Source organism: Pseudomonas sp. Van50 (assembly GCF_055390755.1).
Genome location: NZ_AP024343.1, coordinates 5,359,418 through 5,383,260, shown reverse-complemented (window position 1 = coordinate 5,383,260; position 23,843 = coordinate 5,359,418). Strand labels below are relative to the sequence as shown.

Annotated in this window: 22 protein-coding genes and 1 riboswitch; of the genes, 16 read left to right on the top strand and 6 right to left on the bottom strand. The window is 63.2% G+C overall.

The annotated features are described in order from the left end of the window. Nucleotides 1-84 precede the first annotated feature (84 nt). Nucleotides 85-621 carry a C40 family peptidase gene (locus ACZ5M5_RS23000; RefSeq protein WP_060741070.1) on the top strand — a complete coding sequence of 179 codons (537 nt, stop codon included), beginning with the start codon at nucleotides 85-87 and terminating at the stop codon, nucleotides 619-621. Between the two features lie 131 nt (nucleotides 622-752). Here ACZ5M5_RS23000 and ACZ5M5_RS22995 read toward each other — a convergent pair whose 3' ends face one another. Next, on the bottom strand, nucleotides 753-2,063 hold the full coding sequence (locus ACZ5M5_RS22995; protein WP_103311118.1) for a PQQ-dependent sugar dehydrogenase: 1,311 nt from the start codon (nucleotides 2,061-2,063) through the stop codon (nucleotides 753-755). A gap of 177 nt (nucleotides 2,064-2,240) precedes the next feature. Further along, nucleotides 2,241-2,825 (bottom strand): hypothetical protein, encoded by a 585-nt coding sequence (locus ACZ5M5_RS22990; RefSeq protein ID WP_092170032.1) that lies wholly within the window; start codon nucleotides 2,823-2,825, stop codon nucleotides 2,241-2,243. A 153-nt stretch (nucleotides 2,826-2,978) separates the two neighbouring features. Continuing rightward, a riboswitch (cobalamin riboswitch) is annotated at nucleotides 2,979-3,188 on the top strand. 81 nt (nucleotides 3,189-3,269) lie between these two features. On the opposite strand from ACZ5M5_RS22990, the gene cobO reads away from it, so the two are divergent. The 13 genes from cobO (at nucleotide 3,270) to ACZ5M5_RS22925 (ending at nucleotide 14,760) form a co-directional block, all read left to right on the top strand. Then, nucleotides 3,270-3,881 (top strand): cob(I)yrinic acid a,c-diamide adenosyltransferase, encoded by a 612-nt coding sequence (gene cobO, locus ACZ5M5_RS22985; protein WP_060741073.1) that lies wholly within the window; start codon nucleotides 3,270-3,272, stop codon nucleotides 3,879-3,881. Next, nucleotides 3,878-5,272, top strand: coding sequence for a cobyrinate a,c-diamide synthase (locus tag ACZ5M5_RS22980; protein WP_060741074.1), 1,395 nt, complete (start codon nucleotides 3,878-3,880; stop codon nucleotides 5,270-5,272). The genes cobO and ACZ5M5_RS22980 overlap by 4 nt, the downstream gene beginning before the upstream one ends. Continuing rightward, complete coding sequence (gene bluB / locus ACZ5M5_RS22975) at nucleotides 5,269-5,919, top strand: 5,6-dimethylbenzimidazole synthase (protein ID WP_103311116.1); 651 nt, start codon at nucleotides 5,269-5,271, stop codon at nucleotides 5,917-5,919. Before ACZ5M5_RS22980 ends, bluB begins: the two co-directional genes overlap by 4 nt. Next, the gene (gene cbiB, locus ACZ5M5_RS22970; protein ID WP_103311114.1) at nucleotides 5,916-6,824 is read left to right on the top strand and encodes an adenosylcobinamide-phosphate synthase CbiB; all 909 of its coding nucleotides are present in this window, start codon (nucleotides 5,916-5,918) and stop codon (nucleotides 6,822-6,824) included. Before bluB ends, cbiB begins: the two co-directional genes overlap by 4 nt. Beyond that, complete coding sequence (cobD, locus tag ACZ5M5_RS22965; RefSeq protein WP_103311113.1) at nucleotides 6,817-7,809, top strand: threonine-phosphate decarboxylase CobD; 993 nt, start codon at nucleotides 6,817-6,819, stop codon at nucleotides 7,807-7,809. Before cbiB ends, cobD begins: the two co-directional genes overlap by 8 nt. Continuing rightward, entirely contained in the window at nucleotides 7,806-9,311 is a 1,506-nt protein-coding gene (locus ACZ5M5_RS22960; RefSeq protein WP_464738033.1) for a cobyric acid synthase, read from the top strand. Before cobD ends, ACZ5M5_RS22960 begins: the two co-directional genes overlap by 4 nt. A gap of 97 nt (nucleotides 9,312-9,408) precedes the next feature. Next, the gene (gene cobU / locus ACZ5M5_RS22955; protein WP_464738032.1) at nucleotides 9,409-9,930 is read left to right on the top strand and encodes a bifunctional adenosylcobinamide kinase/adenosylcobinamide-phosphate guanylyltransferase; all 522 of its coding nucleotides are present in this window, start codon (nucleotides 9,409-9,411) and stop codon (nucleotides 9,928-9,930) included. Further along, on the top strand, nucleotides 9,927-10,982 hold the full coding sequence (gene cobT, locus ACZ5M5_RS22950) for a nicotinate-nucleotide--dimethylbenzimidazole phosphoribosyltransferase (protein WP_464738031.1): 1,056 nt from the start codon (nucleotides 9,927-9,929) through the stop codon (nucleotides 10,980-10,982). Before cobU ends, cobT begins: the two co-directional genes overlap by 4 nt. Further along, the gene (gene cobC / locus ACZ5M5_RS22945; protein ID WP_464738030.1) at nucleotides 10,979-11,554 is read left to right on the top strand and encodes an alpha-ribazole phosphatase family protein; all 576 of its coding nucleotides are present in this window, start codon (nucleotides 10,979-10,981) and stop codon (nucleotides 11,552-11,554) included. The genes cobT and cobC overlap by 4 nt, the downstream gene beginning before the upstream one ends. Nucleotides 11,555-11,556: 2 nt before the next feature. Next, nucleotides 11,557-12,288 carry an adenosylcobinamide-GDP ribazoletransferase gene (locus ACZ5M5_RS22940; protein ID WP_464738029.1) on the top strand — a complete coding sequence of 244 codons (732 nt, stop codon included), beginning with the start codon at nucleotides 11,557-11,559 and terminating at the stop codon, nucleotides 12,286-12,288. 72 nt (nucleotides 12,289-12,360) lie between these two features. Beyond that, the gene (locus ACZ5M5_RS22935; RefSeq protein WP_003204618.1) at nucleotides 12,361-12,765 is read left to right on the top strand and encodes a MarR family winged helix-turn-helix transcriptional regulator; all 405 of its coding nucleotides are present in this window, start codon (nucleotides 12,361-12,363) and stop codon (nucleotides 12,763-12,765) included. A 52-nt stretch (nucleotides 12,766-12,817) separates the two neighbouring features. Further along, nucleotides 12,818-14,026: an MFS transporter gene (locus ACZ5M5_RS22930; protein ID WP_464738028.1), complete on the top strand. Its 1,209-nt coding sequence runs from the start codon at nucleotides 12,818-12,820 to the stop codon at nucleotides 14,024-14,026. Nucleotides 14,027-14,208: 182 nt separating this feature from the next. Further along, the gene (locus tag ACZ5M5_RS22925) at nucleotides 14,209-14,760 is read left to right on the top strand and encodes a glutathione peroxidase (protein ID WP_464738027.1); all 552 of its coding nucleotides are present in this window, start codon (nucleotides 14,209-14,211) and stop codon (nucleotides 14,758-14,760) included. Between the two features lie 89 nt (nucleotides 14,761-14,849). On the opposite strand, the gene ACZ5M5_RS22920 is transcribed toward ACZ5M5_RS22925, so the two are convergent. The 3 genes from ACZ5M5_RS22920 to ACZ5M5_RS22910 form a co-directional block, all read right to left on the bottom strand. After that, complete coding sequence (locus ACZ5M5_RS22920; RefSeq protein WP_464738026.1) at nucleotides 14,850-16,133, bottom strand: OmpP1/FadL family transporter; 1,284 nt, start codon at nucleotides 16,131-16,133, stop codon at nucleotides 14,850-14,852. A 145-nt stretch (nucleotides 16,134-16,278) separates the two neighbouring features. Further along, a complete protein-coding gene (locus tag ACZ5M5_RS22915; protein ID WP_060741086.1) occupies nucleotides 16,279-16,761 on the bottom strand; it encodes a hypothetical protein in 483 nt (160 codons plus the stop codon). 276 nt (nucleotides 16,762-17,037) lie between these two features. Next, nucleotides 17,038-17,262 (bottom strand): hypothetical protein, encoded by a 225-nt coding sequence (locus tag ACZ5M5_RS22910; RefSeq protein ID WP_003204606.1) that lies wholly within the window; start codon nucleotides 17,260-17,262, stop codon nucleotides 17,038-17,040. Nucleotides 17,263-18,212: 950 nt separating this feature from the next. Here ACZ5M5_RS22910 and ACZ5M5_RS22905 point away from each other — a divergent pair. Together ACZ5M5_RS22905 and ACZ5M5_RS22900 are read left to right on the top strand one after the other, a co-directional pair. Beyond that, the gene (locus ACZ5M5_RS22905) at nucleotides 18,213-18,536 is read left to right on the top strand and encodes an SEL1-like repeat protein (protein WP_060741087.1); all 324 of its coding nucleotides are present in this window, start codon (nucleotides 18,213-18,215) and stop codon (nucleotides 18,534-18,536) included. A 188-nt stretch (nucleotides 18,537-18,724) separates the two neighbouring features. Then, nucleotides 18,725-20,113: a DNA recombination protein RmuC gene (locus tag ACZ5M5_RS22900; RefSeq protein WP_162491259.1), complete on the top strand. Its 1,389-nt coding sequence runs from the start codon at nucleotides 18,725-18,727 to the stop codon at nucleotides 20,111-20,113. 146 nt (nucleotides 20,114-20,259) lie between these two features. Here ACZ5M5_RS22900 and ACZ5M5_RS22895 read toward each other — a convergent pair whose 3' ends face one another. Continuing rightward, nucleotides 20,260-23,730 (bottom strand): hybrid sensor histidine kinase/response regulator, encoded by a 3,471-nt coding sequence (locus tag ACZ5M5_RS22895; protein ID WP_464738025.1) that lies wholly within the window; start codon nucleotides 23,728-23,730, stop codon nucleotides 20,260-20,262. Nucleotides 23,731-23,843 lie beyond the last annotated feature (113 nt).

Genomic DNA, 23,843 nt, shown 5'->3' with positions numbered 1-23,843 from the left:
GCAATCCGCCTGCGTACTACGCAGGCGGATTTGTTTTCATGCCCACGGCAGAAAAGCCGCATCCAGATCAGGATTGTTCTGCATATGTCGACGTCGGCCCGCCTCGCGCTCATCTTCCTCGCCGCACTGCTCAGTGCGTGCGCCAGCCGAACCCCGCCGCCAGCACCTGTGGTACGGGCCCCGGTGGTCTTTGCCCCCTCGCAATCCTTTTCCCCTGCCGCCGAAGACGTCCTGTTCCGGGCCCTGGGCCTGGTAGGGACGCCGTACCGCTGGGGCGGCAACACGCCGGATTCGGGATTCGATTGCAGTGGCTTGATCGGTTATGTGTACCGCGACGCCGCCGGTATTTCCCTGCCGCGCTCCACGCGCGAGATGATCGGCATGCGCGCGCCGGATGTCGGCAAGAACGCCTTGCAGACCGGCGATTTGATTTTCTTCGCTACCAACGGCGGCTCTCAGGTCAGCCATGCCGGGATCTATGTCGGCGAGGGGCGCTTCGTCCACGCACCGGCCACGGGCGGCACGGTCAAGCTCGACAGCTTGTCCAAGGCCTATTGGCAAAAGGCTTACCTGGGCGCCAAGCGTGTGTTGCAGCCGGAGCACCTGGCGCGTAATCCCTGAGGACGCTCTTGTGGCGAGGGAGCTTGCTCCCGCTCGGTTGCGCAGCAACCGTCAGAGCCCAAAGGCTGCTTCGCAGCCCAGCGGGAGCAAGCTCCCTCGCCACAGGGGGCCTTCACAAGTCTTGAGTGGTGTTACTGACCCGAGACCCGCCAGATCTTGTTCCCCACATCATCAGCCACCAACAAACCACCCTGCTTGTCGATTACCACGCCCACCGGCCGGCCTTGGGCTTTTTCGTCGGCGTTCAGGAAGCCGGTCAGCACATCCACCGGTTGCCCCACGGGTTTGCCGCCGTTGAACGGTACGAAAATCACTTTATAGCCACTGTGGGGTTTACGGTTCCAGGAACCGTGCTGACCAACGAAAGCCCCTTCGGTAAACGGTGCAGGCAGGGTGCTGCCTTCAGCGAAGGTCAGGCCCAGTGAGGCGGTATGGGGGCCGACAGCGTAGTCCGGGGCGATGGCCTTGGCCACCAGGGCCGGGTTCTGTGGTTCGACCCGGACATCGACGTGTTGCCCGTAGTAGCTGTAGGGCCAGCCATAGAACGCGCCGTCCTTGACCGAGGTGATGTAGTCCGGCACCAGGTCGCTACCGATCTCATCCCGTTCGTTCACGGCCGTCCACAGGGCTCCGCTGCGGGGTTCCCAGGCCAGGCCGTTGGGGTTGCGCAGGCCTGAGGCGAAGATTCGGTGATTGCCGCTGGCCCGGTCCACTTCCCAGATGGCGGCGCGACCTTCTTCGGCCTCCATGCCATTTTCCGCGACGTTGCTGTTCGAACCGGTGGTGACGTACAGCTTGCTGCCGTCGCGGCTGGCGATCACGTTCTTGGTCCAGTGATGGTTGAGGGTGCCGCCCGGCAGGTCGACGACCTTGGTCGGCTGCGCCTTGATCTGCGTGTCACCGTCCTTGTACGGGAAGCGGATCAGTCGGTCGGTGTCGGCCACGTACAGGTCATTGCCCACCAGGGTCATGCCGAACGGCGAATTGAGGTTTTCCAGGAATACCGTACGGGTTTCGGCGATGCCATCGTGATTGGCGTCGCGTAATAGCGTGATGCGGTTGGGGCTGGGCACCCCGGCACCGGCGCGGCCCATGACCTTTTTCATCACCCAGCCACGGATGCCCTTGCTGTCGTCTGGCTTGGGCGGGGCGTTGGTTTCGGCCACCAGCACATCGCCATTGGGCAGCACGTAAAGCCAGCGCGGATGGTCCAGTCCTTCGGCGAACGCGCCCACTTGCAGGCCCTGGGCCGGGGTCGGCTTGGTGCCTTGCGGCCAGCCGATGGCTTCGGCGATGTTGACGGTGGGGACCAGGGTCTTGTTCGGTTCCGGCAGCTTCGGCGCAGGACCGGTGCCATCGGACACTTGCAGTGTGGAAGACTCGCCACAAGCGACAAGCCCGGCGGCAAGGGCGACGATCAGAAGATGGGGTGGCTTGAGCATGCTGGCTTCCCTATGAATGCATGTGGTTATTCATAGAGAAGCGTAGACGCACGGATGGTTCAAACTGCGCGCAAAACCTTGTGGGAGCGAGCTTGCTCGCGATGGCGGCAGGACAATCAAGATTGATGTTGCCAGGTGCGTCGCTATCGCGAGCAAGCTCGCTCCCACAGTAATGAGTCAGCCATGGGCCTGCTTGAACAGCACGGCAATGCCTGGATGGTATTGGCCGGCCTCGTTGCGCAACTTGCGATAGGCGTATGGGAAGTACCAGGCCACCGCGCAAGTGTTTTCCTTTTGCAGGTCGTCGATCATGTCCTGCAGTTCTTCGGGCGTGGCGCTTTGCTGGGCTTTTTGCGGCGAGACGAACAGGCAGCCCAGCTTCAGGTCGCTGGCGTAGCTGATGCGCTTGGCATCGCTGGTGGCTTCCGACAGCGGTTGAGTCAGGTTCAGGTTGTTGACCTTGGGCCAGCGTTGGGTGGCCTGGATGAAGGCCCGCTCATCGGTGCTGGCGATGAACAGGTCGGCGCTGACGTTGCGTTCGCCTTCTTCGTTCTGCTTGCGGGTCGGCGCGTTCTGCAGCGTGACCATCTCGGCCATCCAGGCAGCGGCCGACAGCAAGCTGAGATTGGCTCGTTCATCGAACCAGTAGGGGGTGTCGTTATCGCCGCGCACCGCGTTGTAGCGGTCGATACAATCAAACCAGCGTTCCAGCACCGGGCGCAGGAATTCCAGTTTCGGATTGCTGATGAGCATGCCTTGCATGTTTTGCCCTCTTGTTCTTGTGATATCGGGTCGTAATGTCGCTTTGATATCACTTGCCGCAGGATCACACAAGATTGGCGTCATTTTATTGATCGGCGCCAATGAGTGCCCCGACAGGCGGCTTTAATTGACGCTCCACCCCCAACCCTCTAACCTTCGCCGCTTGTTTCAGGTGCTCTGTGACTGTGTTCGACAGAGTGAAACAGGGAAGCCGGTGAGTGCATACGAACCCGGCGCTGCCCCCGCAACGGTAAATGAGTCAACGCTGTGCCTAAGCCACTGTGTCGCATGACATGGGAAGGCGCGCAGCCCGGCGCCACGCCGCTCATGAGCCCGGAGACCGGCCTGATTCATCCAACGGCATCACGGTGGGCGATGCCAGGCTTGCTGCCGTCTTTTTTTGTGCCCCGCCCGCCGTTATCCAATCCCAACGGAGAGCTCCCCATGACCGACACCCCTGATCGCGATGAACGCCACCTGGCGCGCATGCAGCGCAAGAAAGCCGTGATCGACGAGCGCATCGCCAACTCGCCGAACGAATGCGGCTTGCTGCTGGTGCTGACCGGCAACGGCAAGGGCAAGAGCAGCTCGGCGTTCGGCATGCTGGCACGGTCCATGGGCCATGGCATGCAATGCGGTGTGGTGCAGTTCATCAAGGGACGCAATAGCACCGGTGAAGAGCTGTTTTTTCGCCGCTTCCCGGAGCAGGTGCGTTTTCATGTCATGGGTGAAGGTTTCACCTGGGAAACCCAGGACCGCCAGCGCGACATCGCCGCCGCCGAAGCCGCCTGGGCCGTATCCCGTCAGTTGCTCAGCGATCCGTCCATCGGCCTGGTGGTGCTCGACGAATTGAATATCGCCCTCAAGCACGGCTACCTCGACCTCGATCAGGTGCTCAGCGATCTGCAGGCGCGTCCGCCGATGCAGCATGTGGTGGTGACCGGTCGCGGCGCCAAGCCGGAGATGATCGAGCTGGCCGACACCGTGACTGAAATGGGCATGATCAAGCACGCGTTCCAGGCGGGTATCAAGGCGCAGAAAGGCGTCGAACTGTGAGTGACCCTTGCCTGACAAGCCGCCACTGTCCGGCGGTGTTGATCGCAGCGCCGGCCTCGGGACAAGGCAAGACCACCGTCACTGCGGCGCTGGCCCGGTTGCATCGCAACCAGGGACGCAAGGTGCGCGTCTTCAAGTGTGGCCCGGACTTCCTCGATCCGATGATCCTGGAGCGGGCCAGCGGCGCGCCGGTCTATCAATTGGACATGTGGATGGTCGGCGAGCAGGAAAGTCGCCGGCTGTTGTGGGAAGCCGCCGCCGAAGCGGACCTGATCCTGATCGAAGGGGTGATGGGGCTGTTCGACGGCACCCCGTCCAGCGCCGATCTGGCGCGGCATTTTGGCGTACCGGTGCTGGCGGTGATCGACGGTACGGCCATGGCCCAGACCTTCGGTGCCTTGGCCCTGGGCCTGGCCCGTTATCAACCGGACCTGCCATTCGCCGGGGTCTTGGCCAACCGGGTCGGCACCTTGCGTCACGCGCAGTTGCTCGAAGGCAGCCTGACCGAAGGCCTGCGCTGGTACGGCGCGCTGTCCCGGGAAACCGGCATCGAATTGCCCAGCCGTCATCTCGGGTTGGTCCAGGCCAGTGAATTGAACGATCTCGACCTGCGCCTCGACGCGGCGGCCGATGCCTTGGCCAGTAGTTGCGAAGTGGCGCTGCCGCCGGCGGTGGAGTTCGCCGCGCCGCAGGTGATCGCCGTTGAGCCGTGGCTCGCCGGGGTGCGCATCGCCGTGGCCCGTGACGAAGCGTTCGCCTTCACCTATGGCGCAAGCCTTGATCTGCTACGGGCCATGGGTGCGCAGTTGAGCTTTTTTTCACCGATCCATGACACCGAACTGCCTGAGGCGGACAGTCTTTATCTGCCTGGCGGTTATCCGGAGCTGCACCACCTTGCGCTGGCTCGAAATAAGCCGATGCTGGCCGCGATCCGTGCCCACCACGCCGCCGATAAACCGTTACTCGCCGAATGCGGCGGCATGTTGTATCTGCTCGATTCATTGACCGATGTCGACGGCGTGCGCGCCGAACTGCTGGGTTTGCTGGCCGGTGATGCGCAGATGCAAAAGCGCCTGGCGGCCTTGGCATTGCAGTCGGTGGATTTGCCGGAAGGCAACCTGCGTGGGCACACCTATCATCATTCCCTGACCAGTACCGAGGTTGAACCGATTGCCCGTGGCCATAGCCCCAATGGCGGGCGAGGGGCGGAGGCGGTTTTCCGGCAGGGGCGGATGACGGCTTCCTATGTGCACTTTTATTTTCCGTCCAATCCCAGGGCGATTGCCGGGCTGTTTGCGCCAGATCTTGAGGCCGCCTTCGCGAGCAAGCCCGCTCCCACATTTGATCACCTGAACCCTGTGGGAGCGAGCTTGCTCGCGAAGCGGCCATGACCGACAACGCTTTCTCCCAGGCCGAACGCGATGCGGTCTACCGCGCCATCGCCGAGCGCCGCGACATGCGCCATTTCAGCGGCGGCACGGTAGAGCCGGCCCTGTTGCGCCGTCTGCTGGAAGCCGCGCACCAGGCCCCCAGCGTCGGCCTGATGCAACCGTGGCGATTCATCCGCATCAGCGACCGCGCCTTGCGTGGGCAGATCCGCCAACTGGTGGAACAAGAACGCATTCGCACCGCCGAAGCCCTGGGCGAGCGCAGCGATGAATTCATGAAGCTCAAGGTCGAAGGCATCGATGATTGCGCCGAAGTGCTGGTGGCGGCGTTGATGGAGGATCGCGAGCGGCACATCTTCGGTCGTCGGACCTTGCCGGAAATGGACCTGGCCTCGCTGTCCTGCGCCATCCAGAACCTGTGGCTGGCCTCCCGCGCCGAAGGGCTGGGGATGGGCTGGGTGTCATTGTTCGAACCTCAGGCCCTGGCCGACCTGCTGGGCCTGCCCGCCGGGGCCAAGCCGCTGGCGATCCTTTGCCTGGGCCCGGTCGAAGGGTTTTACCCAGCGCCGATGCTCGCCCTGGAAGGTTGGGCGCAACCGCGTCCGCTCAATGAACTGCTGTATGAAAACCGTTGGGGAGTGAGCCCATGAGCGTGGCGTTGCTCAGTGCCGCTGCGGTGGCGCTGGATGCGCTGTTGGGCGAGCCTCGGCGCTGGCATCCGTTGGTGGCGTTCGGCGGCTTTGCCGATCGCATCGAACAGCGTTTCAACTCAGGCGGACGTGGCTGGCGCAGCCACGGGGTGACGGCTTGGGTGATGGCCGTGGTGCCGTTGACCTTGCTCGCCACGGCCCTGTCCTGGGCGCCGATGGTGGGCTGGTTGGTGGATATCCTGGCGTTGTATTGTGCCCTCGGCCTGCGCAGCCTCGGCGAGCATGTCGAACCGGTGGCGCGGGCACTGCGCAGCGGTGATCTGGAGCAGGCACGCCAGCGCGTCGGCTATCTGGTCAGTCGCGAGACGGCTGAACTGGACGAAACCGCCGTGGCCCGCGCCGCCACCGAGTCGGTGCTGGAAAACGGCAGCGACGCGGTGTTCGCCGCGTTGTTCTGGTTCGCCGTGGCCGGCGCGCCCGGGGTGGTGCTGTACCGCCTGAGCAATACCCTCGACGCCATGTGGGGCTATCGCAACGAACGCTTCGAGCGCTTCGGCTGGGCAGCGGCCAAGATCGACGATGTGCTCAACTACATTCCGGCGCGCCTGGTGGCGTTGACCTACGCGCTGCTCGGCCAGACCCGCCTGGCGTTCAAGTGCTGGCGCAGCCAGGGCCCGACCTGGGACAGCCCCAACGCCGGGCCGGTGATGGCCGCCGGGGCCGGAGCGCTCGGTGTCGAGTTGGGCGGGGCGGCGGTTTACCACGGCGAACTGCACCAACGTCCGCCCTTGGGCGAAGGCGTACCGGCGAGTGCCGATTCCATTGATCGCGGCTGGCAATTGGTCCAGCGCGGGGTATGGTTGTGGTTGCTGATTCTCTGCCTGGGAGCTGAGTTCTATGCTTGAGCACGGCGGACGCTTGCGCAACGCGGCCCGGCAATACGGCATTGCCGAGGCCGATTGGCTCGACTTGTCCAGCGGCCTCGCGCCTTGGCCGTTCGACGTTCCGGCGATTCCCCCGCGGGCTTGGGCGCGCCTGCCGGAAACCGATGACGGCTTGGAGCAGGCCGCCTGCGATTACTACGGTGCGTTGGATGTGCTGCCGGTGGCCGGTTCGCAGATGGCCATCCAGCTGTTGCCGCGCCTGCGTCGCAGCGGCAAGGTTGGCGTCTTGTCGCCGTGTTACGCCGAGCACGCCGAAGCCTGGCGCCGCAGCGGCTATATCGTGCGCGAAGTGCTGGAAGCGGAAGTGGATTTCTTCCTCGATAGCCTCGATGTGCTGGTGGTGGTCAATCCGAACAACCCCACGGGCCTGAGCCTGGCGCCCGAGCGTTTGCTGGATTGGCATGCCCGCCTGGCCCAGCGCGGTGGCTGGTTGGTGGTGGATGAAGCGTTCATGGACGTCACACCGGCGCTGAGCCTGGCGGCGTACACCCATCTGGTCGGGCTGATCGTCCTGCGTTCGTTCGGCAAGTTCTTTGGCCTGGCCGGGGTTCGCCTGGGCTTTGTATTGGCCGAACGCCGCTTGCTCAAGTTGCTTGCCGAACAAGTCGGGCCGTGGGCGGTCAGCGGGCCGACCCGGGTGCTGGGCCAGGCGTGCCTGCTGGATAGCGATGCCCACGCAGCTCAGCGCCAACGCTGCGAAGCCACCAGCCAACGCCTGGCGCTGTTGCTCGAACGCCACGGCTTCAAGCCGCAGGGCGGCTGCGGATTGTTCCAATGGCTGATCACCGAACACGCCCAGGGGCTTCACGATTTCATGGCCCATCGCGGCATTCTCCTGCGCCTGTTCGTGAACACCAGCAGCCTGCGTTTCGGGCTGCCGGCCGACGACAGCGAATTCCTGCGCCTCGAACAAGCCTTTGAAGCCTACGCCAAGGACACCCCATGACCACAGTGATGGTGCAGGGCACCACCTCCGATGCCGGCAAAAGTACCCTGGTCACGGCCTTGTGCCGCTGGGTCAGGCGCCAGGGCGTGGGCGTGGTGCCGTTCAAGCCGCAGAACATGGCCCTCAACAGCGCCGTGACCGCTGACGGCGGCGAAATCGGTCGGGCTCAGGCGGTGCAGGCCCAGGCCGCCGGTCTCGAACCGCACACCGACATGAACCCGGTGCTGCTCAAGCCCAACAGCGACACCGGCGCCCAGGTGATCATCCATGGTCGTGCCGTCACCACCATGAACGCCGTGGCTTATCACGATTACAAAGCCATCGCGATGCAAGCGGTGCTGGCCTCCCACGCGCGCTTGAGCGCGGCTTATGCGGTGGTGATGGTGGAAGGCGCCGGCTCGCCGGCGGAGATCAACCTGCGCGCCGGTGACATCGCCAACATGGGCTTTGCCGAGGCGGTGGACTGCCCGGTGCTGCTGATCGCCGATATCAATCGCGGCGGGGTGTTCGCCCATCTGGTCGGCACGCTGGAGTTGCTTTCCCCCAGTGAGCAGGCGCGGGTAAAGGGCTTCATCATCAACCGTTTTCGTGGCGACATCGCCTTGCTGCAACCCGGCCTGGACTGGCTGGAGGCGCGCACCGGCAAACCGGTGATCGGCGTGTTGCCGTACGTCATGGATCTGCACCTGGAAGCCGAGGATGGCCTCGATCAGCGCCAGATCGACAAGGCCGAACACGTGCTGAAAGTGGTGGTGCCGGTCTTGCCGCGCATCAGCAACCACACCGATTTCGATCCGTTGCGCCTGCACCCACAGGTCGACCTGCAATTCGTCGGCCCCGGCCAGCCCATCCCGCCGGCCGACCTGATCATCCTGCCCGGCTCGAAAAGCGTGCGCAGCGACCTGGCCTACCTGCGAGCCAACGGTTGGGAGACGGCGATCCATCGTCACCTGCGCTACGGCGGCAAATTGCTGGGCATCTGCGGCGGTTTGCAGATGCTTGGCCAGCAGGTTCACGACCCCTTGGGGCTGGAAGGCGCGGCGGGCTCCAGTGCCGGTCTGGGCCTGCTGGATTTCGAAACGACCCTGGAACATGAGAAGCAACTGCGCAATGTGCGTGGGCGACTGGCCTTGGAAGCGGCCGAGGTCAGCGGCTATGAGATCCACGCGGGCGTGACCACCGGCCCGGCCTTGGAAAATGCTGCGGTGCACCTGGAAGACGGCCGTTGCGACGGCGCCCAGAGCCTCGACGCACAGGTGTTCGGCACCTACCTGCACGGGCTGTTCGAGTCGCCCCAGGCCAGCAGCGCGTTGTTGCGTTGGGCGGGGTTGGCGGATGTGCAAACGGTGGATTACCACGGCTTGCGCGAGCGGGACATCGAGCGGTTGGCGGATCTGGTGGAGCGGCATCTGGATACTGGATTGTTGCGTGAGCTTTGTGGGATTCAGGGTCGCTGGGGTGGCCTCATCGCGAGCAAGCTCGCTCCCATATTGGATCGCTGATGAGCACAGAATTTATGTACACCCCAGATCAACTGTGGGAGCGAGCTTGCTCGCGATGGCGCCAGTCGCCACACCGCCAAATAAAGGTTAATGACCCATGCTGCAACTGATCCTCGGCGGCGCCCGCTCCGGTAAGAGTCGCCTGGCTGAAAAACTCGCGGCGGACACCCGCTTGCCAGTGACCTACATCGCCACCAGCCAACCCCTGGACGGTGAGATGAACGATCGTGTCGCCCAGCACCGCGCCCGGCGACCAGCCGAATGGGCGCTGGTGGAGGAGCCCTTGGCCCTGGCCCGGGTGCTGCGGGAGAACGCCGCCCCCGGGCAATGCCTGCTGGTGGATTGCCTGACCCTGTGGCTGACCAACCTGTTGATGCTCGAGGCTCCCGAGCAACTGAACGCCGAGCGCGAAGCGCTGCTGGACAGCCTGGCCGCGCTGCCCGGGGAGATCATTTTTGTCAGCAACGAGACCGGCATGGGTGTCGTGCCGCTGGGCGAGCTGACGCGCCGTTACGTCGATGAAGCCGGTTGGCTGCATCAAGCCTTGGCCGAACGTTGTCAGCGCGTCGTGCTGACCGTCGCTGGCCTGCCCCTGACTCTCAAAGGTACTGCGTTATGAATCATCGCTGGTGGCTGGAACCATGCAAGCCCGTCGATACCCACGTGCTGGAACTGGCCGCGGCCCGTCAGCAACAACTGACCAAGCCGGCCGGTTCCCTGGGGCGGCTGGAATCGGTGGCGGTGCAACTGGCGGGTCTGCAAGGGCAGGTCAAACCGAGCCTGGAGCGGTTGTGGATCTCGATTTTCGCCGGCGACCATGGCGTGGTCGCAGAAGGCGTATCGGCCTATCCCCAAGAGGTCACCGGGCAAATGCTGCTCAACTTCGTCAGCGGCGGCGCGGCCATCAGCGTCCTGGCGCGGCAACTGGGCGCGTCCCTGGAAGTGGTCGACCTGGGCACCGTCACGCCTGCGCTGGACCTGCCCGGTGTGCGGCACCTGAACCTCGGGCCGGGCACGGCGAATTTCGCCCAGGGCCCGGCAATGACGGTGAAACAGGGCGAGCAAGCCTTGCACGCCGGGCGCGACAGTGTGCTGCGTGCCGTCGCGGCCGGCACGCAATTGTTCATCGGCGGCGAGATGGGCATCGGCAACACCACCGCCGCCAGCGCCCTGGCTTGCGCCTTGCTCGACTGCCCGGTGGCGCATCTGGTCGGGCCGGGCACGGGGTTGGACGCCGCGGGTGTCAGCCGCAAGGCCCAGGTGATCGAACGGGCGCTGGCGTTGCACGCTGCCCAGGGTAACGATCCATTGCAGACCCTGTTCAACCTCGGCGGTTTTGAAATCGCCGCGTTGGTCGGCGCATACCTGGCCTGTGCCCAGCAGGGCGTCGCCGTGCTGGTGGACGGATTCATCTGTAGCGTCGCGGCCCTGGTGGCGGTGCGCCTCAATCCCGCGTGCCGGCCATGGTTGCTGTTCGGCCATCGCGGCGCCGAACCGGGCCATCTCCACGTGCTGGAAACCCTCGGTGCCGAACCGCTGCTGGATCTCGGCCTGCGCCTGGGCGAGGGCAGTGGCGCGGCGTTGGCGGTGCCGCTGTTGCGCCTGGCGTGTGACCTGCACGGGCAGATGGCGACGTTTGCCGAAGCGGCCGTGGCGGACCGCCCGGCATGACCTTGCGCCTGGACCTGCTGCGTCACGGCGAAACCGAATTGGGCGGCGGCTTGCGCGGCAGCCTCGACGATGCCTTGACGGCCAGGGGCTGGGAGCAGATGCACACCGCCGTCGCTCAAGGCGGACCCTGGGATCGTCTGGTCAGCTCACCCTTGCAGCGCTGCGCCCGTTTCGCCGAGCAACTCGGCGCCCGGCTCAACGTGCCGGTGCATTTGGACAAAGACCTGCAAGAGCTGCATTTTGGCGCCTGGGAAGGTCGCAGCGCAGCGGCGTTGATGGACACTGACGCCGAGGCACTGGGCCAGTTCTGGGCCGATCCCTATGCCTTCACGCCCCCCGAAGGCGAGCCGGTGCAGGTGTTTGCCAGCCGCGTCCTGGCGGCGATCGAGCGTCTGCACGCGGCCTATGCCGGTCAGCGGGTCTTGCTGGTCAGCCATGGCGGCGTCATGCGCCTGCTGCTGGCCCAGGCCCGCGGCCTGCCTCGCGAGCAACTGCTCAATGTCGAAGTCGGTCACGGCGCGCTGTTTTCCCTGACAGTGTCGGCAGGTTCAGTGCTCGAAGAGGCGAATTGACGATGTTGCCCTTCTGGATCGCCCTGCAATTTCTCAGCAGCCTGCCGGTTCGCCTGCCCGGCATGCCCGAGCCCGAACAGTTGGGCCGTTCGCTGTTGTTCTATCCGATGGTGGGGCTAGTGTTCGGAGGGCTGTTATGGGGGGTGGATTGGTTATTGCTCGGCACGCCGTTGCTGCTGCATGCCGCGCTGGTGCTGATGGCGTGGGTGCTGCTTAGCGGCGGGTTGCACCTGGATGGCCTGGCCGACAGCGCCGATGCGTGGCTCGGCGGTTTCGGCGATCGCGAACGGACGTTGCTGATCATGAAGGATCCGCGCAGCGGGCCGATTGCCGTCGTGACGTTGGTGGTGGTGTTGCTGCTCAAATGGACAGCGCTGGTGGCGTTGATCGAACAGGAGCAGGCCTTGGCGTTGCTCATCGTGCCGATGCTGGGGCGGGGCGCATTGCTGGGGTTGTTCCTGACGACGCCGTATGTGCGTGCCGGTGGATTGGGGCAGGCGCTCGCCGATCACCTGCCGCGCCGCTCGGGCTGGCAGGTGTTGTCGGCCTGTGCGCTGGGTTGCCTGCTGCTGTTGGGCTGGGCCGGGCTGTGGACGTTGGTGGTGGCTACACTGGTCTTCATCGGATTGCGACGGATGATGCTGCGCAGGCTGCAAGGCTGCACCGGGGATACGGCGGGCGCCTTGCTGGAACTGCTGGAAACCGCCGTTCTGGTCGCGCTGGCGTTGCGTTGAAGCCGGATCTTGTCGACGGCGCAGTGTTCATTTAAGTTTGCATTCACTTAGTCGCGGGTATATACACGCATCATGCTTCCTTCCCAATGTCTGTGCATCAATCTGCGTCGTGCCGCACGTGGCGTCAGCAGGTATTACGACGGCGCCCTCGACGGCTTCGGGATCAACGTTGCCCAGTATTCTTTGCTGAGCAACCTGGCGCGCCTGGACCAACCGAGTATTTCCTCCCTGGCCGAGGCCATGGGCCTGGACCGCAGCACCCTGGGGCGCAACCTGCGGGTGCTGGAAGGCGAGGGGCTGGTGGCGCTGGCCGAGGGCGACGATCTGCGTAACCGTATCGTCGTGCTCACTGAAACGGGGCAGGCCCGGCTGGCGGCAGCGCTGCCGGCCTGGGAAGCGGCGCAACAGAAACTGATCGATAAGCTGGGCGCCGAAAAACGTGCGACCTTGCTGGCCTTGCTGGATGAACTGGCGTGACGCCGGTTCGTTCGATGATAAGTGGGTATATACCCACGACTGGAGAACAAAAATGACATCGATGTGGCGTACCTGTGGTTGGGTCCTGGTGGGCAGCGCGCTGATCCTGGCGTTGTCCCTGGGCGTGCGGCATGGCTTCGGCCTGTTCCTCGCGCCCATGAGTGCCGAGTTCGGCTGGGGCCGTGAGGTATTCGCCTTCGCCATTGCCCTGCAGAACTTGATCTGGGGCCTGGCGCAGCCTTTCACCGGCGCGCTGGCCGACCGCTTCGGTGCGGCGAAAGTGGTGCTGATCGGTGGCGTGCTCTACGCACTCGGCCTGGTGTTCATGGGCATGGCCGACTCGCCATGGTCCTTGTCGTTGAGCGCGGGTCTTTTGATTGGTATCGGTTTGTCGGGCACATCGTTCTCGGTGATCCTCGGCGTGGTCGGACGGGCCGTGCCACCGGAAAAACGCAGCATGGGCATGGGCATCGCCAGTGCCGCCGGTTCCTTCGGCCAGTTCGCCATGTTGCCCGGTACGCTGGGGCTGATCGGCTGGCTCGGTTGGTCGGCGGCGTTGTTGGCGCTGGGGCTGCTGGTGGCGTTGATCGTGCCGCTGGTGAGCATGCTCAAGGACGCACCGTTGCCGGTGGCTGGCCACGAGCAGACCCTGGCCGAAGCCTTGCGCGAGGCGTGCAGCCATTCCGGGTTCTGGCTGCTGGCGGTCGGCTTTTTTGTCTGCGGTTTCCAGGTGGTGTTCATTGGCGTGCATTTGCCGGCGTACCTGGTGGACCAACACCTGCCCGCCAGCGTCGGCACCACCGTGCTGGCCCTGGTCGGGTTGTTCAATATCTTCGGCACCTACACCGCTGGCTGGCTGGGCGGGCGCATGTCCAAGCCACGCCTGTTGACCGGGTTGTACCTGTTGCGGGCCGTGGTGATTGGCTTGTTCCTGTGGCTGCCGGTGACCACCACCACGGCGTACCTGTTTGGCATGGCAATGGGCGTGCTGTGGTTGTCGACCGTGCCGTTGACCAACGGCACGGTAGCGACCCTGTTTGGTGTACGAAATTTGTCGATGTTGGGTGGGATTGTGTTCCTGTTCCACCAGTTGGGCTCGTTCCTCGGTGGTTGGTTGGGCGGGGTGGTGTATGACCGCACCGGCAGCTACGACTTGATCTGGCAGGTATCGATCCTGCTCAGCCTGCTGGCGGCGGCGTTGAACTGGCCGGTGCGTGAACGGCCGGTGGCGCGCCTGCAAGTCCAGGTCGGTGCGGCATGAGTCGCATCGGCCCGTGGTTGATCGCTGCCGGCGCCGGCCTGTTGCTGGCGCTCGCCTGGTGGGGCTGGCACCAGGGCGGGTTGGCCTTGATGCAACTGGGCATGGGGACGTGTTGAACAATGGACGGCAGCGGGCATGGCGGAGTAACGTCGTGGTCTGACATGCTTTAAGGAAATACCGACATGTTGATGCGCTGGTTTGCTGTTCCCGCCCTGTTGCTGGCTGTGACCGGGCAAGTCTGGGCTGCCGATTGTCCGCCGTTGCTGGAGGGTTCGTTGCCCAAGCTGCGGGCCAAGGAAACCATTGATTTGTGCCAGCGCTTTGCCGGCAAGCCTCTGGTGGTGGTGAACACCGCCAGCTTCTGTGGGTTCGCCCCGCAGTTCAAGGGCCTCGAAGCGCTCAACCAGCGCTACAAGGAGCAAGGGTTGCAAGTGTTGGGCGTACCGTCCAATGACTTCAAGCAGGAGTCCAAGGACGGGGCCGAAACCGCCAAGGTCTGTTACGTCAATTACGGTGTGACCTTCACCATGACCGAACCGCAGCCGGTGCGGGGTGCGGATGCGATACCGCTGTTCAAGCACTTGGCCGAACAGTCCGGTGCGCCGAAATGGAATTTCTACAAGTATGTGGTGGACCGTCAGGGCAAGGTCGTTGGCAGTTTTTCCAGCCGGATCAAGCCTGACGATCCCGATTTCATCAAGGCGGTAGAGGCGGCTATCGCCTCCAAGCCCTGACACCTGCCACGAAAAAGCCCCGCCTCTTTGTAGAGTGCGGGGCTTTTTTTCGCTTCAGCTGGCGAGGGGTTCAGGTTCGCCGTGAAACATCAGAAGCGGTAGGTTGCACCGACACCGAAACCGTTGGCGCTGTTTTCGTATTTGGCGTCGTAGGACTGGCCGAGGGCATTGCTGCCGCTGACGTTGACTTTTTCTTCCTTGAGGTAGGAGTAAGCCACGTCGATGGTCAGGTCGTCGGTCGGACTCCAGCCGGCGCCCAGGCTGAAGATGGTCCGGTCGCCGGTCGGGATACGTGGCGAACGGTCCTGGTTGTTGGTCGGTGCCTGGTCGAAGGTCAGGCCGGTACGCAGTACCCACTGCTTGTTCAACTGGTAGGAGGTACCGATGGCGTAGGCCCAGGTGTCGTGCCAGTTCTGTTCTTCAGTAATGGAACTGAAGAAGCCAGGCGCGAAAGCACCGCCCGTTGCGGGCGTTACACCGTCGTTGTTCACGGTGATTTCTTTCAGGCGGCTCCAACGCGTCCAGGTGCTGCCCGCGTAGACGGTCCAGGCATCATTGATTTGCTGGGTGACCGAAAAGTCCACCGATTCAGGCGTGGTGATATCCAGCGAAGCATCGTAGCGCGCGCCATTCAGCAGGCTGGGAGGTGTGCCAGCCCCAGGACTGATTTCGGTGTGGCCTTCGAGCTTGTACTTGACCTTGGAGTGATAGGTCAGGCCGACACGGGTGGTGTCGGTCGCCTGGACCAGCAGGCCGATGTTGTAGCCGTAGCCAATGTCGTCGCCCTTGATCTTCACGCTGCCATCATTCGGCGACAGGGGAGAGGTCAGATCCGATTCCAGGGAGCCGGAAATACGGTTGATGGTCGGGCCGAAACCGATCGATACCTTGTCGTTGAAGGCATAGCTGACGGTTGGCTGGAAAGTGACGACCTTCACTTCGCTCTTGCTGCCGAAGTTACGGCCCTGGAAGCCATTTTCGTAGTCGGTGATCAAGCCAAACGGTGCGTAGACACCCAGGCCGAAAGCCCACTGGTCATCGATAGGCTTGACGTAGTAGCCCATCGGAACGGCAGTGAGCGGAACCATGTCGCCCTTGTTGGTGCCGGACTGGGTACCGCTGGCATCGTCGATATCGGTGGAAGCATCGATGGCGGCGAAGCCACCGGTGACTTGCTGGCGCTTTAGGCGCGACATGCCGGCAGGGTTGCCAAACACGGTGCTGGCGTCATCGGCAGAGGAAGAACGACCTGCGAAACCAGTGCCCATGCCACTGATGCTTTGTTCGTTCAAGGCAAAGCCACTGGCGAAAAGTTGCGTGGATGCCAAGGTAACGGCAAGGCCAAGGGTGGTTTTGAGCATCATTTTTTTCATTGTTAGAACTCCTGGTGATCACCGGGGCGAAAATTACCAACATTTTCCCTCAAGCGCTATAGCCTGTATGGCTTGATTTAGAGCGGTTTTGTAGGACAATCCGACCAGATTCGCGACCGTTGTAGGAAGTTTCCAAATTTCCCATTCAGCAAGCGACCCGACTCAGCGGCGAAACACAGCGTTGCCAGGCGCAGGTGAAATCTCGCAGGCGCCCTTGGGGATGAAAGGTCTGGCGCCAGATGCGGGCCATGCCCAGCAGGTCGTCGGCGTCGGGAAGCGGGGTATTCTGTTCCTCCACCAGCAGCCAGGCGATGGCGGTGGCGTAGCGCAAATTGACGGTCAATTCCAGGTGCGGGCCGCTGAGAAAGGCATGCTGGCTGGCCAGGCCGCGCACCAGGCTGGCCCGTTCCGGATCGCGTGCCAGGTAATGGTCCCAGAGTGCCTGGTGTCGGGGCTCGGTAATGCGATACAGGCCATGCCCCCGTCGATCATGCAGGGCCGAACCCAGGGCGGACTGGCTGGCGGCAATGCCCAGCAACAAGGATTCCGCGGTTGCGCTGTGACGCTCAAGGTAGAGGAGCGTCGGGCGGATCACATATCGACACAGTTCGCTGGCAGCGATACCCATAAAACCCTCGAAGTGTGAAAGGGGCGGAGCCTGAAGAGTGTGGGCTTGGCAGCGGTGGATCGGTCCAGGCCCCGCCGGAAGCGGATCATGCCGCTTGACTTGAAGTGTAGTGTCATATTCCCGCTGTAAAGGACTGTTTTTAAAACATCTTCAGCGAACGGTTATAACTGTTATATCCCTTGGTGCTTACGCCGTTTCGCTTCATCGAGAAATTTCGGGCAATAAAAAGCCCCGCTTTCTGGGCGGGGCCTTTGGGGTTTCAGCCTTTCTGGCGTCTCAGGCAACCAGTGCCTGGCGAGTACGCTCGATCACGGCCTGCAGCGGTTCGGCGCTGGAGTACTGGTCGGGGTACAGGCGTTCGCTGTGACGGGCGATGCCGTGTTCGTTGACCAGCGTGAAGCTGAAGCAGCCTTTGCGAGCGGCCATGATCAGGCAGTTCATCGGTGCAAAAGCGTTGGTGAGGGTGCGGATAGCATCCTGTGCGTGGATTTGAGTAGACATGTTATGGGTGTTCCTGCAAATGACACGGTTAAGAACCGTGCAACGTTAAAACGTTCCAGTAACGTCGACCACCATTGGTCGAACGAAGAACCCGACTGGAACAAAGCAGCCAGTTTGAGCGCTATATAAGTGCGCGCTTGGGCTGGCAGGTAGGTACTTAGGAGGGCAGGCAACACATCGAGGGCAAAGGTTCTGGGCCCGGGGTGAAGATCCTGATCAATTTTGCAGGTTGGTTCGGTCAGAGTAATGAGCCTGGCAACACCCTTTGCATTCGATCAAAGGCTGTGTTGGCGCAAGATTTACCTGGAAACCATCGAGGGGGCCGGTCTCCTTTTTTCGGTGAGGCGTCCTTGGGAGGATGGCTGACCGTGGAGATGTGTTCGACCCGGAATTGACTTTCAGCTTGGTACTAACGCTGCGGATACTAACGGATCGAACCGGTGAAGGGAAGGGTGTTGGTTAAAAAATATTCAAGTGGCCACTCAATCGCTGTGGGGGCCTGCCGTAGCACAGGAACCGACGCTTGCAAGTGCGCCCACGCCACCGTTGCTGCAATGCACGGCCAGAGGTTATCCCCAGCTTTTACCGCCCGTTGTGCCAAAAAAACGCAGCGTTATAACCCGTTCAGCTGTTACTTGTGCACACTCGCTGCACCACTTGTCACCCAACTGTCATGTCGAAACAATCCGGGGTAGGTGCCTGTATCCAAAATTTAAGTCAATGAAAAACATCGCTTTTTTTTACTGGTGAAAAAATCGTCAGTTTGAGCGCAGGCCCCGTTCCACAGGGCTTTGCGCGAGTTCAGGGGGGTTGTCCACTGAGTTATCCACAGCTTCTGTGGATTGTCCCAAGCGCTTGCTCTAGCACGGGCGTGCCGGTTTTTTTTCGACTTTACCCGTACGAAAAAAGGAGTAGAGTGGCGCGCCTTCCGATCTGTCCCACAGTGTTTTATGAAGTTTCGCTCAGTATCAAATCCTGTTACCTCCACGCCCTCTGGTGTTACCCCACCCAAACGTATGTCGATGCGGGTAGCTGAGTGGCTGCTCGACAGCCCGCGGCTGGGGGACAGCCCCAGCATCAAGCACCTGGCTGGTCGTTTGCTCAAGCAACCGGCCCGTGAAGGCGTGGTGGCCGCTCAAAGTCGTCTCGGGCAGTTGATGTGCCGAGAATGCGGCAACGCCCGGGATCGACGCATCGGCCACGACCTGCTGCGCCAGGCCGCCCGGGCCGGCGATGATCGTGCCCGCCGGGCCCTTGGTGAAATCGAAGATTGAAAACGAAGACTGCGCTGGGCAACCCCCAGCCGCTTGGTTAACCTTCGGGCTTTATTTGATCGGCAGGAATTGTCATGGCTATGGATTTGACCAGCCTGTTGTTTGGCCTGGCAGGCGCTGCGGTGCCGTTGCTGGCACTGGCCTGGCACCTGCAACGCCAAGCCGCCGCCGCGCAGACCGAACTGGCCCTGCTGGAGGAGCGCCTGGCCACGGCCCACATGGCCCACGATGGCCTCAACGCCCAGCTCGATGCCTGCCGCGATGAAATCAGCGATCTGAGCCAGGCCAACGCCGCCAAGCAGGCCGAGCTTGCCGCGGCCTGCCGTGAGGTCGAATTGCTGCAGATCGAGCGCGACAATGCCCGGGATGCGGCTCACGCCTGGAACCTCGAGCGTGCCAACAAGGAAGCCGAGCTGCGCCGGCTCGATGCCCAGGCGGCGTCGTTGCAGGCCGAACTGCGTGAGCAGCAGGAAAGCCATCAGCAACGCCTGGATGACCTGCAAGGCTCGCGAGACGAGCTGCGGGCGCAGTTCGCCGAGCTTGCCGGGAAGATCTTCGACGAACGTGAACAACGTTTCGCCGAAACCAGCCAGCAACGCCTGGGCCAGTTGCTCGATCCGCTGAAGGAGCGCATCCAGTCCTTCGAAAAACGCGTTGAAGAAAGTTATCAGGCCGAGGCCCGGGAACGCTTCTCCCTGGGCAAGGAACTGGAGCGCCTGCAACAACTGAACCTGCGCCTGAGCGACGAAGCCACCAACCTCACCCGGGCGCTCAAGGGCCAGAAGACCCAGGGTAACTGGGGCGAACTGATCCTGGAGCGGGTGCTTGAACATGCCGGCCTGGAGAAGGGCCGCGAGTATCAGACCCAGGTCAGCCTCAAGGGCCCGGACGGCGAGCGTTTCCAGCCGGACGTGTTGATTTATCTGCCGGGCGACAAGCAAGTGGTGGTCGATTCCAAAGTCAGCCTCACGGCCTATCAGCAGTACGTGGCCGCTGAAGATGACGCCATCGGCCAACTCGCCCTCAAGCAACATGTGGTGTCGTTGCGTGCCCACGTCAAAGGCTTGGCCGGCAAGGACTACAAGCGCCTGGACGGTTTGCACAGCCTGGATTTCGTGTTGCTGTTCGTGCCAATCGAAGCGGCGTTTTCCGCCGCCCTGCAAGCCGAGCCGAACCTGTTCCAGGAAGCCTTCGACCGCAACATCGTGATCGTCAGCCCGACCACGCTGCTGGCGACGCTGCGGGTGATCGACAGCTTGTGGAAGCAGGAACGCCAGAGCCAGAACGCCCGGGAAATCGCCGAGCGGGCCGGGTGGCTGTATGACAAGTTCGTCCTGTTCATCCAGGACCTGGACGAGATCGGCAGTCGCTTGCAGCAGTTGGACAAAGCCTACAGTGCCGCGCGCAACAAACTGACAGAAGGGCGCGGCAACCTGATCAGCCGTAGCGAACAGCTCAAGTTGCTCGGCGCCCGGGCGAGCAAGAGCCTGCCTGCCGATTTACTCGAGCGGGCGATGACCGATGCGGATGGGCTGCCTGAGTTGCCGGAAGAAGCCAGCGAGAAAACCCAGGGCTGAAGCACAACCCCAAGGATGAAGCAGAAACTTGTGGCGAGGTCATCTTGTGGGAGCAAGGCTTGCTCGCGATGGCATCCTTGAGACCGCCATCGCGGGCAAGCCTTGCTCCCACAAGATGACCTTGCACAGGGCACCATTTGCCCGAATTACAACGGCAAATGCCGACTCAATAACGCCCGCAACGCCGCCGGCTTCACCGGCTTGGCCAGGTAATCCAGGCCCGCCGCATGCACCAGGGCCACCGTCTCGGGGCGGCCATCGGCACTGATCACCACCCCTGGCACCGGTTCCCCCATGCGCGTGCGCAACCAGGCCATCAGTTCGGTGCCGGTCTCGCCGTCGTCCAGATGAAAATCCACCAGCGCCAGTTGCGGTCGGCCGCCCTGGGCCAGCCAACGCTCGCATTCCTCGCGGTTGCGCGCCGTCCACACCTGGCAACCCCAGCGCGTCAGCAGGCTGTTCATGCCGATCAGGATGCTGTCTTCGTTATCGACGCACAGCACCTGTGCGCCGCTTGGCAGATGACCGTTGGGTTCGGCCACGGGCCCCGGTACGACGGCCTGTGTTTGGGCCAAGGGCACGCTGACGCTGAACACGCTGCCGCGCCCCGGCCAGGAGCGTACGCGCAAGGTATGGCCCAGCACGCGGCATAGGCCGTCGGCGATGGCCAGGCCCAGGCCCAGGCCTTTTTCGGCGCGGGTCTGGTGGCTGTCCAGGCGCTTGAACTCTTCGAAAATGACTTGCAGCTTGTCCTCGGCGATACCCGGCCCGCGGTCCCAGACTTCCAGGCACAACTCGCCGTTGCGTCGGCGTACGCCCAGCAGCACCGGGCCCTTGGCGTAGCGGAAAGCGTTGGTCAGGAAGTTCTGCAAAATGCGCCGCAGCAGCTTGATGTCGCTGTCCACTCGCAACTTCGAGCCGCGAACCCGGAACTTCAAGCCTTGTTCCTGGGCCAGCGCCGTGAACTCTGCGCCGAGGGTATCGAGCAGGTCGTTGAGGGCGAAGGGTTTGCGGTCGGGGTTGATCTTGCCGTTCTCCAGGCGGGAGATATCCAGCAAGTCGGTGATCAGGTCTTCAGCAGAGCGCAGCGAACTGTCCAAGTGTTGCACCAGTTGCCGGGCCTCGCTCGGCAAACCGTCGTGCTGGTGGGACAGTGCGGCGGAGAACAGGCGCGCGGCATTGAGCGGTTGCATCAGGTCGTGGCTGACCGCCGCCAGGAACCGGGTCTTGGATTGATAGGCCGCTTCGGCGGTGCTCTTGGCTTCGGTCAGGGCCAGGTTCAACTGCGACAGTTCCCGGGTGCGGTCGGCCACCCGTTGCTCCAGCCCTTCGTTGGCTTCGGTCAGCGCCTGTGCGGCCTCACGGAAGGCGGTGATGTCGGTGAAGCTCATGACGAAGCCGCCACCGGGCATCGGGTTGCCGATCAGCTCGATGACCCGGCCGTTGGGGAACAGCCGTTCTGAGGTATGGGCTCGGCCCTGGCGCATCCAGTGCAGGCGCCTGGCGACATGGACTTCCGCCTCGCCCGGCCCGCAGAGGCCACGTTCGGCGTTGTAGCGGATGATGTCGGCAATGGGCCGGCCGACACTGATCAAGCCGTCCGGGTACTTGAACAGCTCCAGGTAGCGGCGGTTCCACGCCACCAGCCTGAGGGACTGGTCGACCACGCTGATGCCCTGGCTGATGTTCTCGATGGCGCCTTGCAACAGGGCGCGGTTGAATTGCAGCACTTCCGACGCTTCGTCGGCGATCCGGACCACGTCTTCGAGCTGCATCTCCCGACCTTCGATGGCTGCTTTCACGACCGCACGTGTCGAAGAGGCGCCGAGTACACCGGCCAGCAGGCGTTCGGTGTGGGCGATCCACTCGCCGTCGGCGTTCTGGTTCGGGTTGAAGCCTTTGCCCTGGCGGTAGGCGAAGCGAATGAAGCTTTGCCGCGCCCGCTCTTCGCCGACGAAACGTGCGGCCAGTTGCAAGAGGTCGTCGATGTGCACTGCCAGCATCGAGCGGGGGTTGGGGCGGGCGCTGATTTCCTGGCCGATGAAGCGCCCGGCCTGCCAGTGTTCCGAGACGCGTGTGCGCGACAGCACCGACACCCAGGCGAACAGCGTGAAGTTGCCGGCCAGGGACAGGACCACCCCTTGGGTCAGCGGCGTGATCGGCAGGTTCAAGGGATTGCCGTGCAACCAGGCCAGCCCCGGAAAACTGCTGAGCGACCAGCCCAGGCTGTGGGCGGCAATCGGCAACACCAGGGTGTAGAACCACAGGAAGATCCCCGTGGCGAGGCCGGCGAACACGCCGCGGCGGTTGGCCTGTTTCCAGTACAGCGCGCCGAGCATGGCCGGGGCCAGTTGGGTCACGGCGGCGAAGGCGATCTGGCCGATGGTCGCCAGGCTCGCCGTCGAACCCAGCAACCGATAGCTGACATAGGCCAGCAACAGGATGACCACGATGCTGACCCGGCGCACCGACAGCATCCACTGGCGGAACACTTCGAAGGGGCGTTCGGCGTTGTTGCGGCGCAGCAGCCAGGGCAACAACATGTCGTTGGAGACCATGGTCGACAGCGCCACGCTGGCCACGATCACCATGCCGGTGGCCGCCGAGGCGCCGCCGATGAACGCCAGTACCGCCAGGGCCGGATGGGCCTGGGCCAGCGGCAGGCTGATGACGAACGAGTCCGGCAGCACGGAACTGGGCAGCATCATTTGCCCGGCGAGGGCAATGGGCACCACGAACAGCGCGGCCAGGGCCAGGTAGGCAGGGAATACCCATTTGGCCAGGCGCAGGTCTTGAGGCTCGATGTTTTCCACCACGGTCACGTGGAACTGCCGCGGCAAACAGATGATCGCCATCATCGCCACCCCGGTCTGCACCACCATGGACGGCCAATTGATGGTTTCTTTCCAGTATTGCTCCAGCCGTGGGGCGAGCATCGCCTGGTTGAACAGGTCGTCGAAACCGTCGTACAGGCCGAAGGTCACGAAGGCGCCAACCGCCAGGAAGGCGAACAGCTTGACCAGGGATTCGAAGGCAATCGCCAGCACCATGCCACGGTGGTGTTCGGTGGCGTCCAGGTTGCGGGTACCGAACACGATAGTGAACAGCGCCAGGATCAGCGAGACGATCAGCGCGGTGTCCTGGGCGCGGGTGCCCATGGCGTCGGCGCCGGCACCGATCAACAGGTTCACCCCGAGCACGATGCCCTTGAGCTGCAAGGCAATGTACGGCAACACGCCCACCAGGCAGATCAGTGCGACCACCACTGCCAGGGATTGGGACTTGCCGTAGCGGGCGGCGATGAAGTCGGCGATGGAGGTGATGTTCTCCTGTTTGCTGATCATCACCATTTTCTGCAGGACCCACGGCGCCAGTACCAGCAACAGGATCGGTCCGAGGTAGATCGGCAGGAATGACCAGAGCTGTTCGGCGGCCTGGCCCACGGCGCCAAAGAACGTCCAGCTGGTGCAGTACACCGCCAGCGACAGGCTGTAGACCCAGGCCCGCACCCGTGGTGGCAGCGGCGTGCTGCGCCGGTCGCCGTAGAAGGCGATGGCGAACATGATGGCCATATAGGCCAGGGCGACAACGGCGATCAGCCCGCTGGACAACGACATGGAAACTCCCGGACAAAGACACCGGGACTTGAGCCCGGCAGGACAGTCTCGCATGCCCGCTCGGGTTCGTCAGTGTCGACCAAGGTCGAGGCGTGGTGGGGTGTCGCAGGTGG

Excerpts from the sequence above, each read along its gene's own strand:
- ACZ5M5_RS23000 (WP_060741070.1), top strand. The coding sequence starts at position 85 with ATGTCGACGTCGGCCCGCCTCGCGCTCATCTTCCTCGCCGCACTGCTC.
- ACZ5M5_RS22995 (WP_103311118.1), bottom strand. The coding sequence starts at position 2,063 with ATGCTCAAGCCACCCCATCTTCTGATCGTCGCCCTTGCCGCCGGGCTT.
- ACZ5M5_RS22990 (WP_092170032.1), bottom strand. The coding sequence starts at position 2,825 with ATGCAAGGCATGCTCATCAGCAATCCGAAACTGGAATTCCTGCGCCCG.
- cobO (WP_060741073.1), top strand. The coding sequence starts at position 3,270 with ATGACCGACACCCCTGATCGCGATGAACGCCACCTGGCGCGCATGCAG.
- bluB (WP_103311116.1), top strand. The coding sequence starts at position 5,269 with ATGACCGACAACGCTTTCTCCCAGGCCGAACGCGATGCGGTCTACCGC.
- cbiB (WP_103311114.1), top strand. The coding sequence starts at position 5,916 with ATGAGCGTGGCGTTGCTCAGTGCCGCTGCGGTGGCGCTGGATGCGCTG.
- cobD (WP_103311113.1), top strand. The coding sequence starts at position 6,817 with ATGCTTGAGCACGGCGGACGCTTGCGCAACGCGGCCCGGCAATACGGC.
- ACZ5M5_RS22960 (WP_464738033.1), top strand. The coding sequence starts at position 7,806 with ATGACCACAGTGATGGTGCAGGGCACCACCTCCGATGCCGGCAAAAGT.
- cobU (WP_464738032.1), top strand. The coding sequence starts at position 9,409 with ATGCTGCAACTGATCCTCGGCGGCGCCCGCTCCGGTAAGAGTCGCCTG.
- cobT (WP_464738031.1), top strand. The coding sequence starts at position 9,927 with ATGAATCATCGCTGGTGGCTGGAACCATGCAAGCCCGTCGATACCCAC.
- cobC (WP_464738030.1), top strand. The coding sequence starts at position 10,979 with ATGACCTTGCGCCTGGACCTGCTGCGTCACGGCGAAACCGAATTGGGC.
- ACZ5M5_RS22940 (WP_464738029.1), top strand. The coding sequence starts at position 11,557 with ATGTTGCCCTTCTGGATCGCCCTGCAATTTCTCAGCAGCCTGCCGGTT.
- ACZ5M5_RS22935 (WP_003204618.1), top strand. The coding sequence starts at position 12,361 with ATGCTTCCTTCCCAATGTCTGTGCATCAATCTGCGTCGTGCCGCACGT.
- ACZ5M5_RS22930 (WP_464738028.1), top strand. The coding sequence starts at position 12,818 with ATGACATCGATGTGGCGTACCTGTGGTTGGGTCCTGGTGGGCAGCGCG.
- ACZ5M5_RS22925 (WP_464738027.1), top strand. The coding sequence starts at position 14,209 with ATGTTGATGCGCTGGTTTGCTGTTCCCGCCCTGTTGCTGGCTGTGACC.
- ACZ5M5_RS22920 (WP_464738026.1), bottom strand. The coding sequence starts at position 16,133 with ATGAAAAAAATGATGCTCAAAACCACCCTTGGCCTTGCCGTTACCTTG.
- ACZ5M5_RS22915 (WP_060741086.1), bottom strand. The coding sequence starts at position 16,761 with ATGGGTATCGCTGCCAGCGAACTGTGTCGATATGTGATCCGCCCGACG.
- ACZ5M5_RS22910 (WP_003204606.1), bottom strand. The coding sequence starts at position 17,262 with ATGTCTACTCAAATCCACGCACAGGATGCTATCCGCACCCTCACCAAC.
- ACZ5M5_RS22905 (WP_060741087.1), top strand. The coding sequence starts at position 18,213 with ATGAAGTTTCGCTCAGTATCAAATCCTGTTACCTCCACGCCCTCTGGT.
- ACZ5M5_RS22895 (WP_464738025.1), bottom strand. The coding sequence starts at position 23,730 with ATGTCGTTGTCCAGCGGGCTGATCGCCGTTGTCGCCCTGGCCTATATG.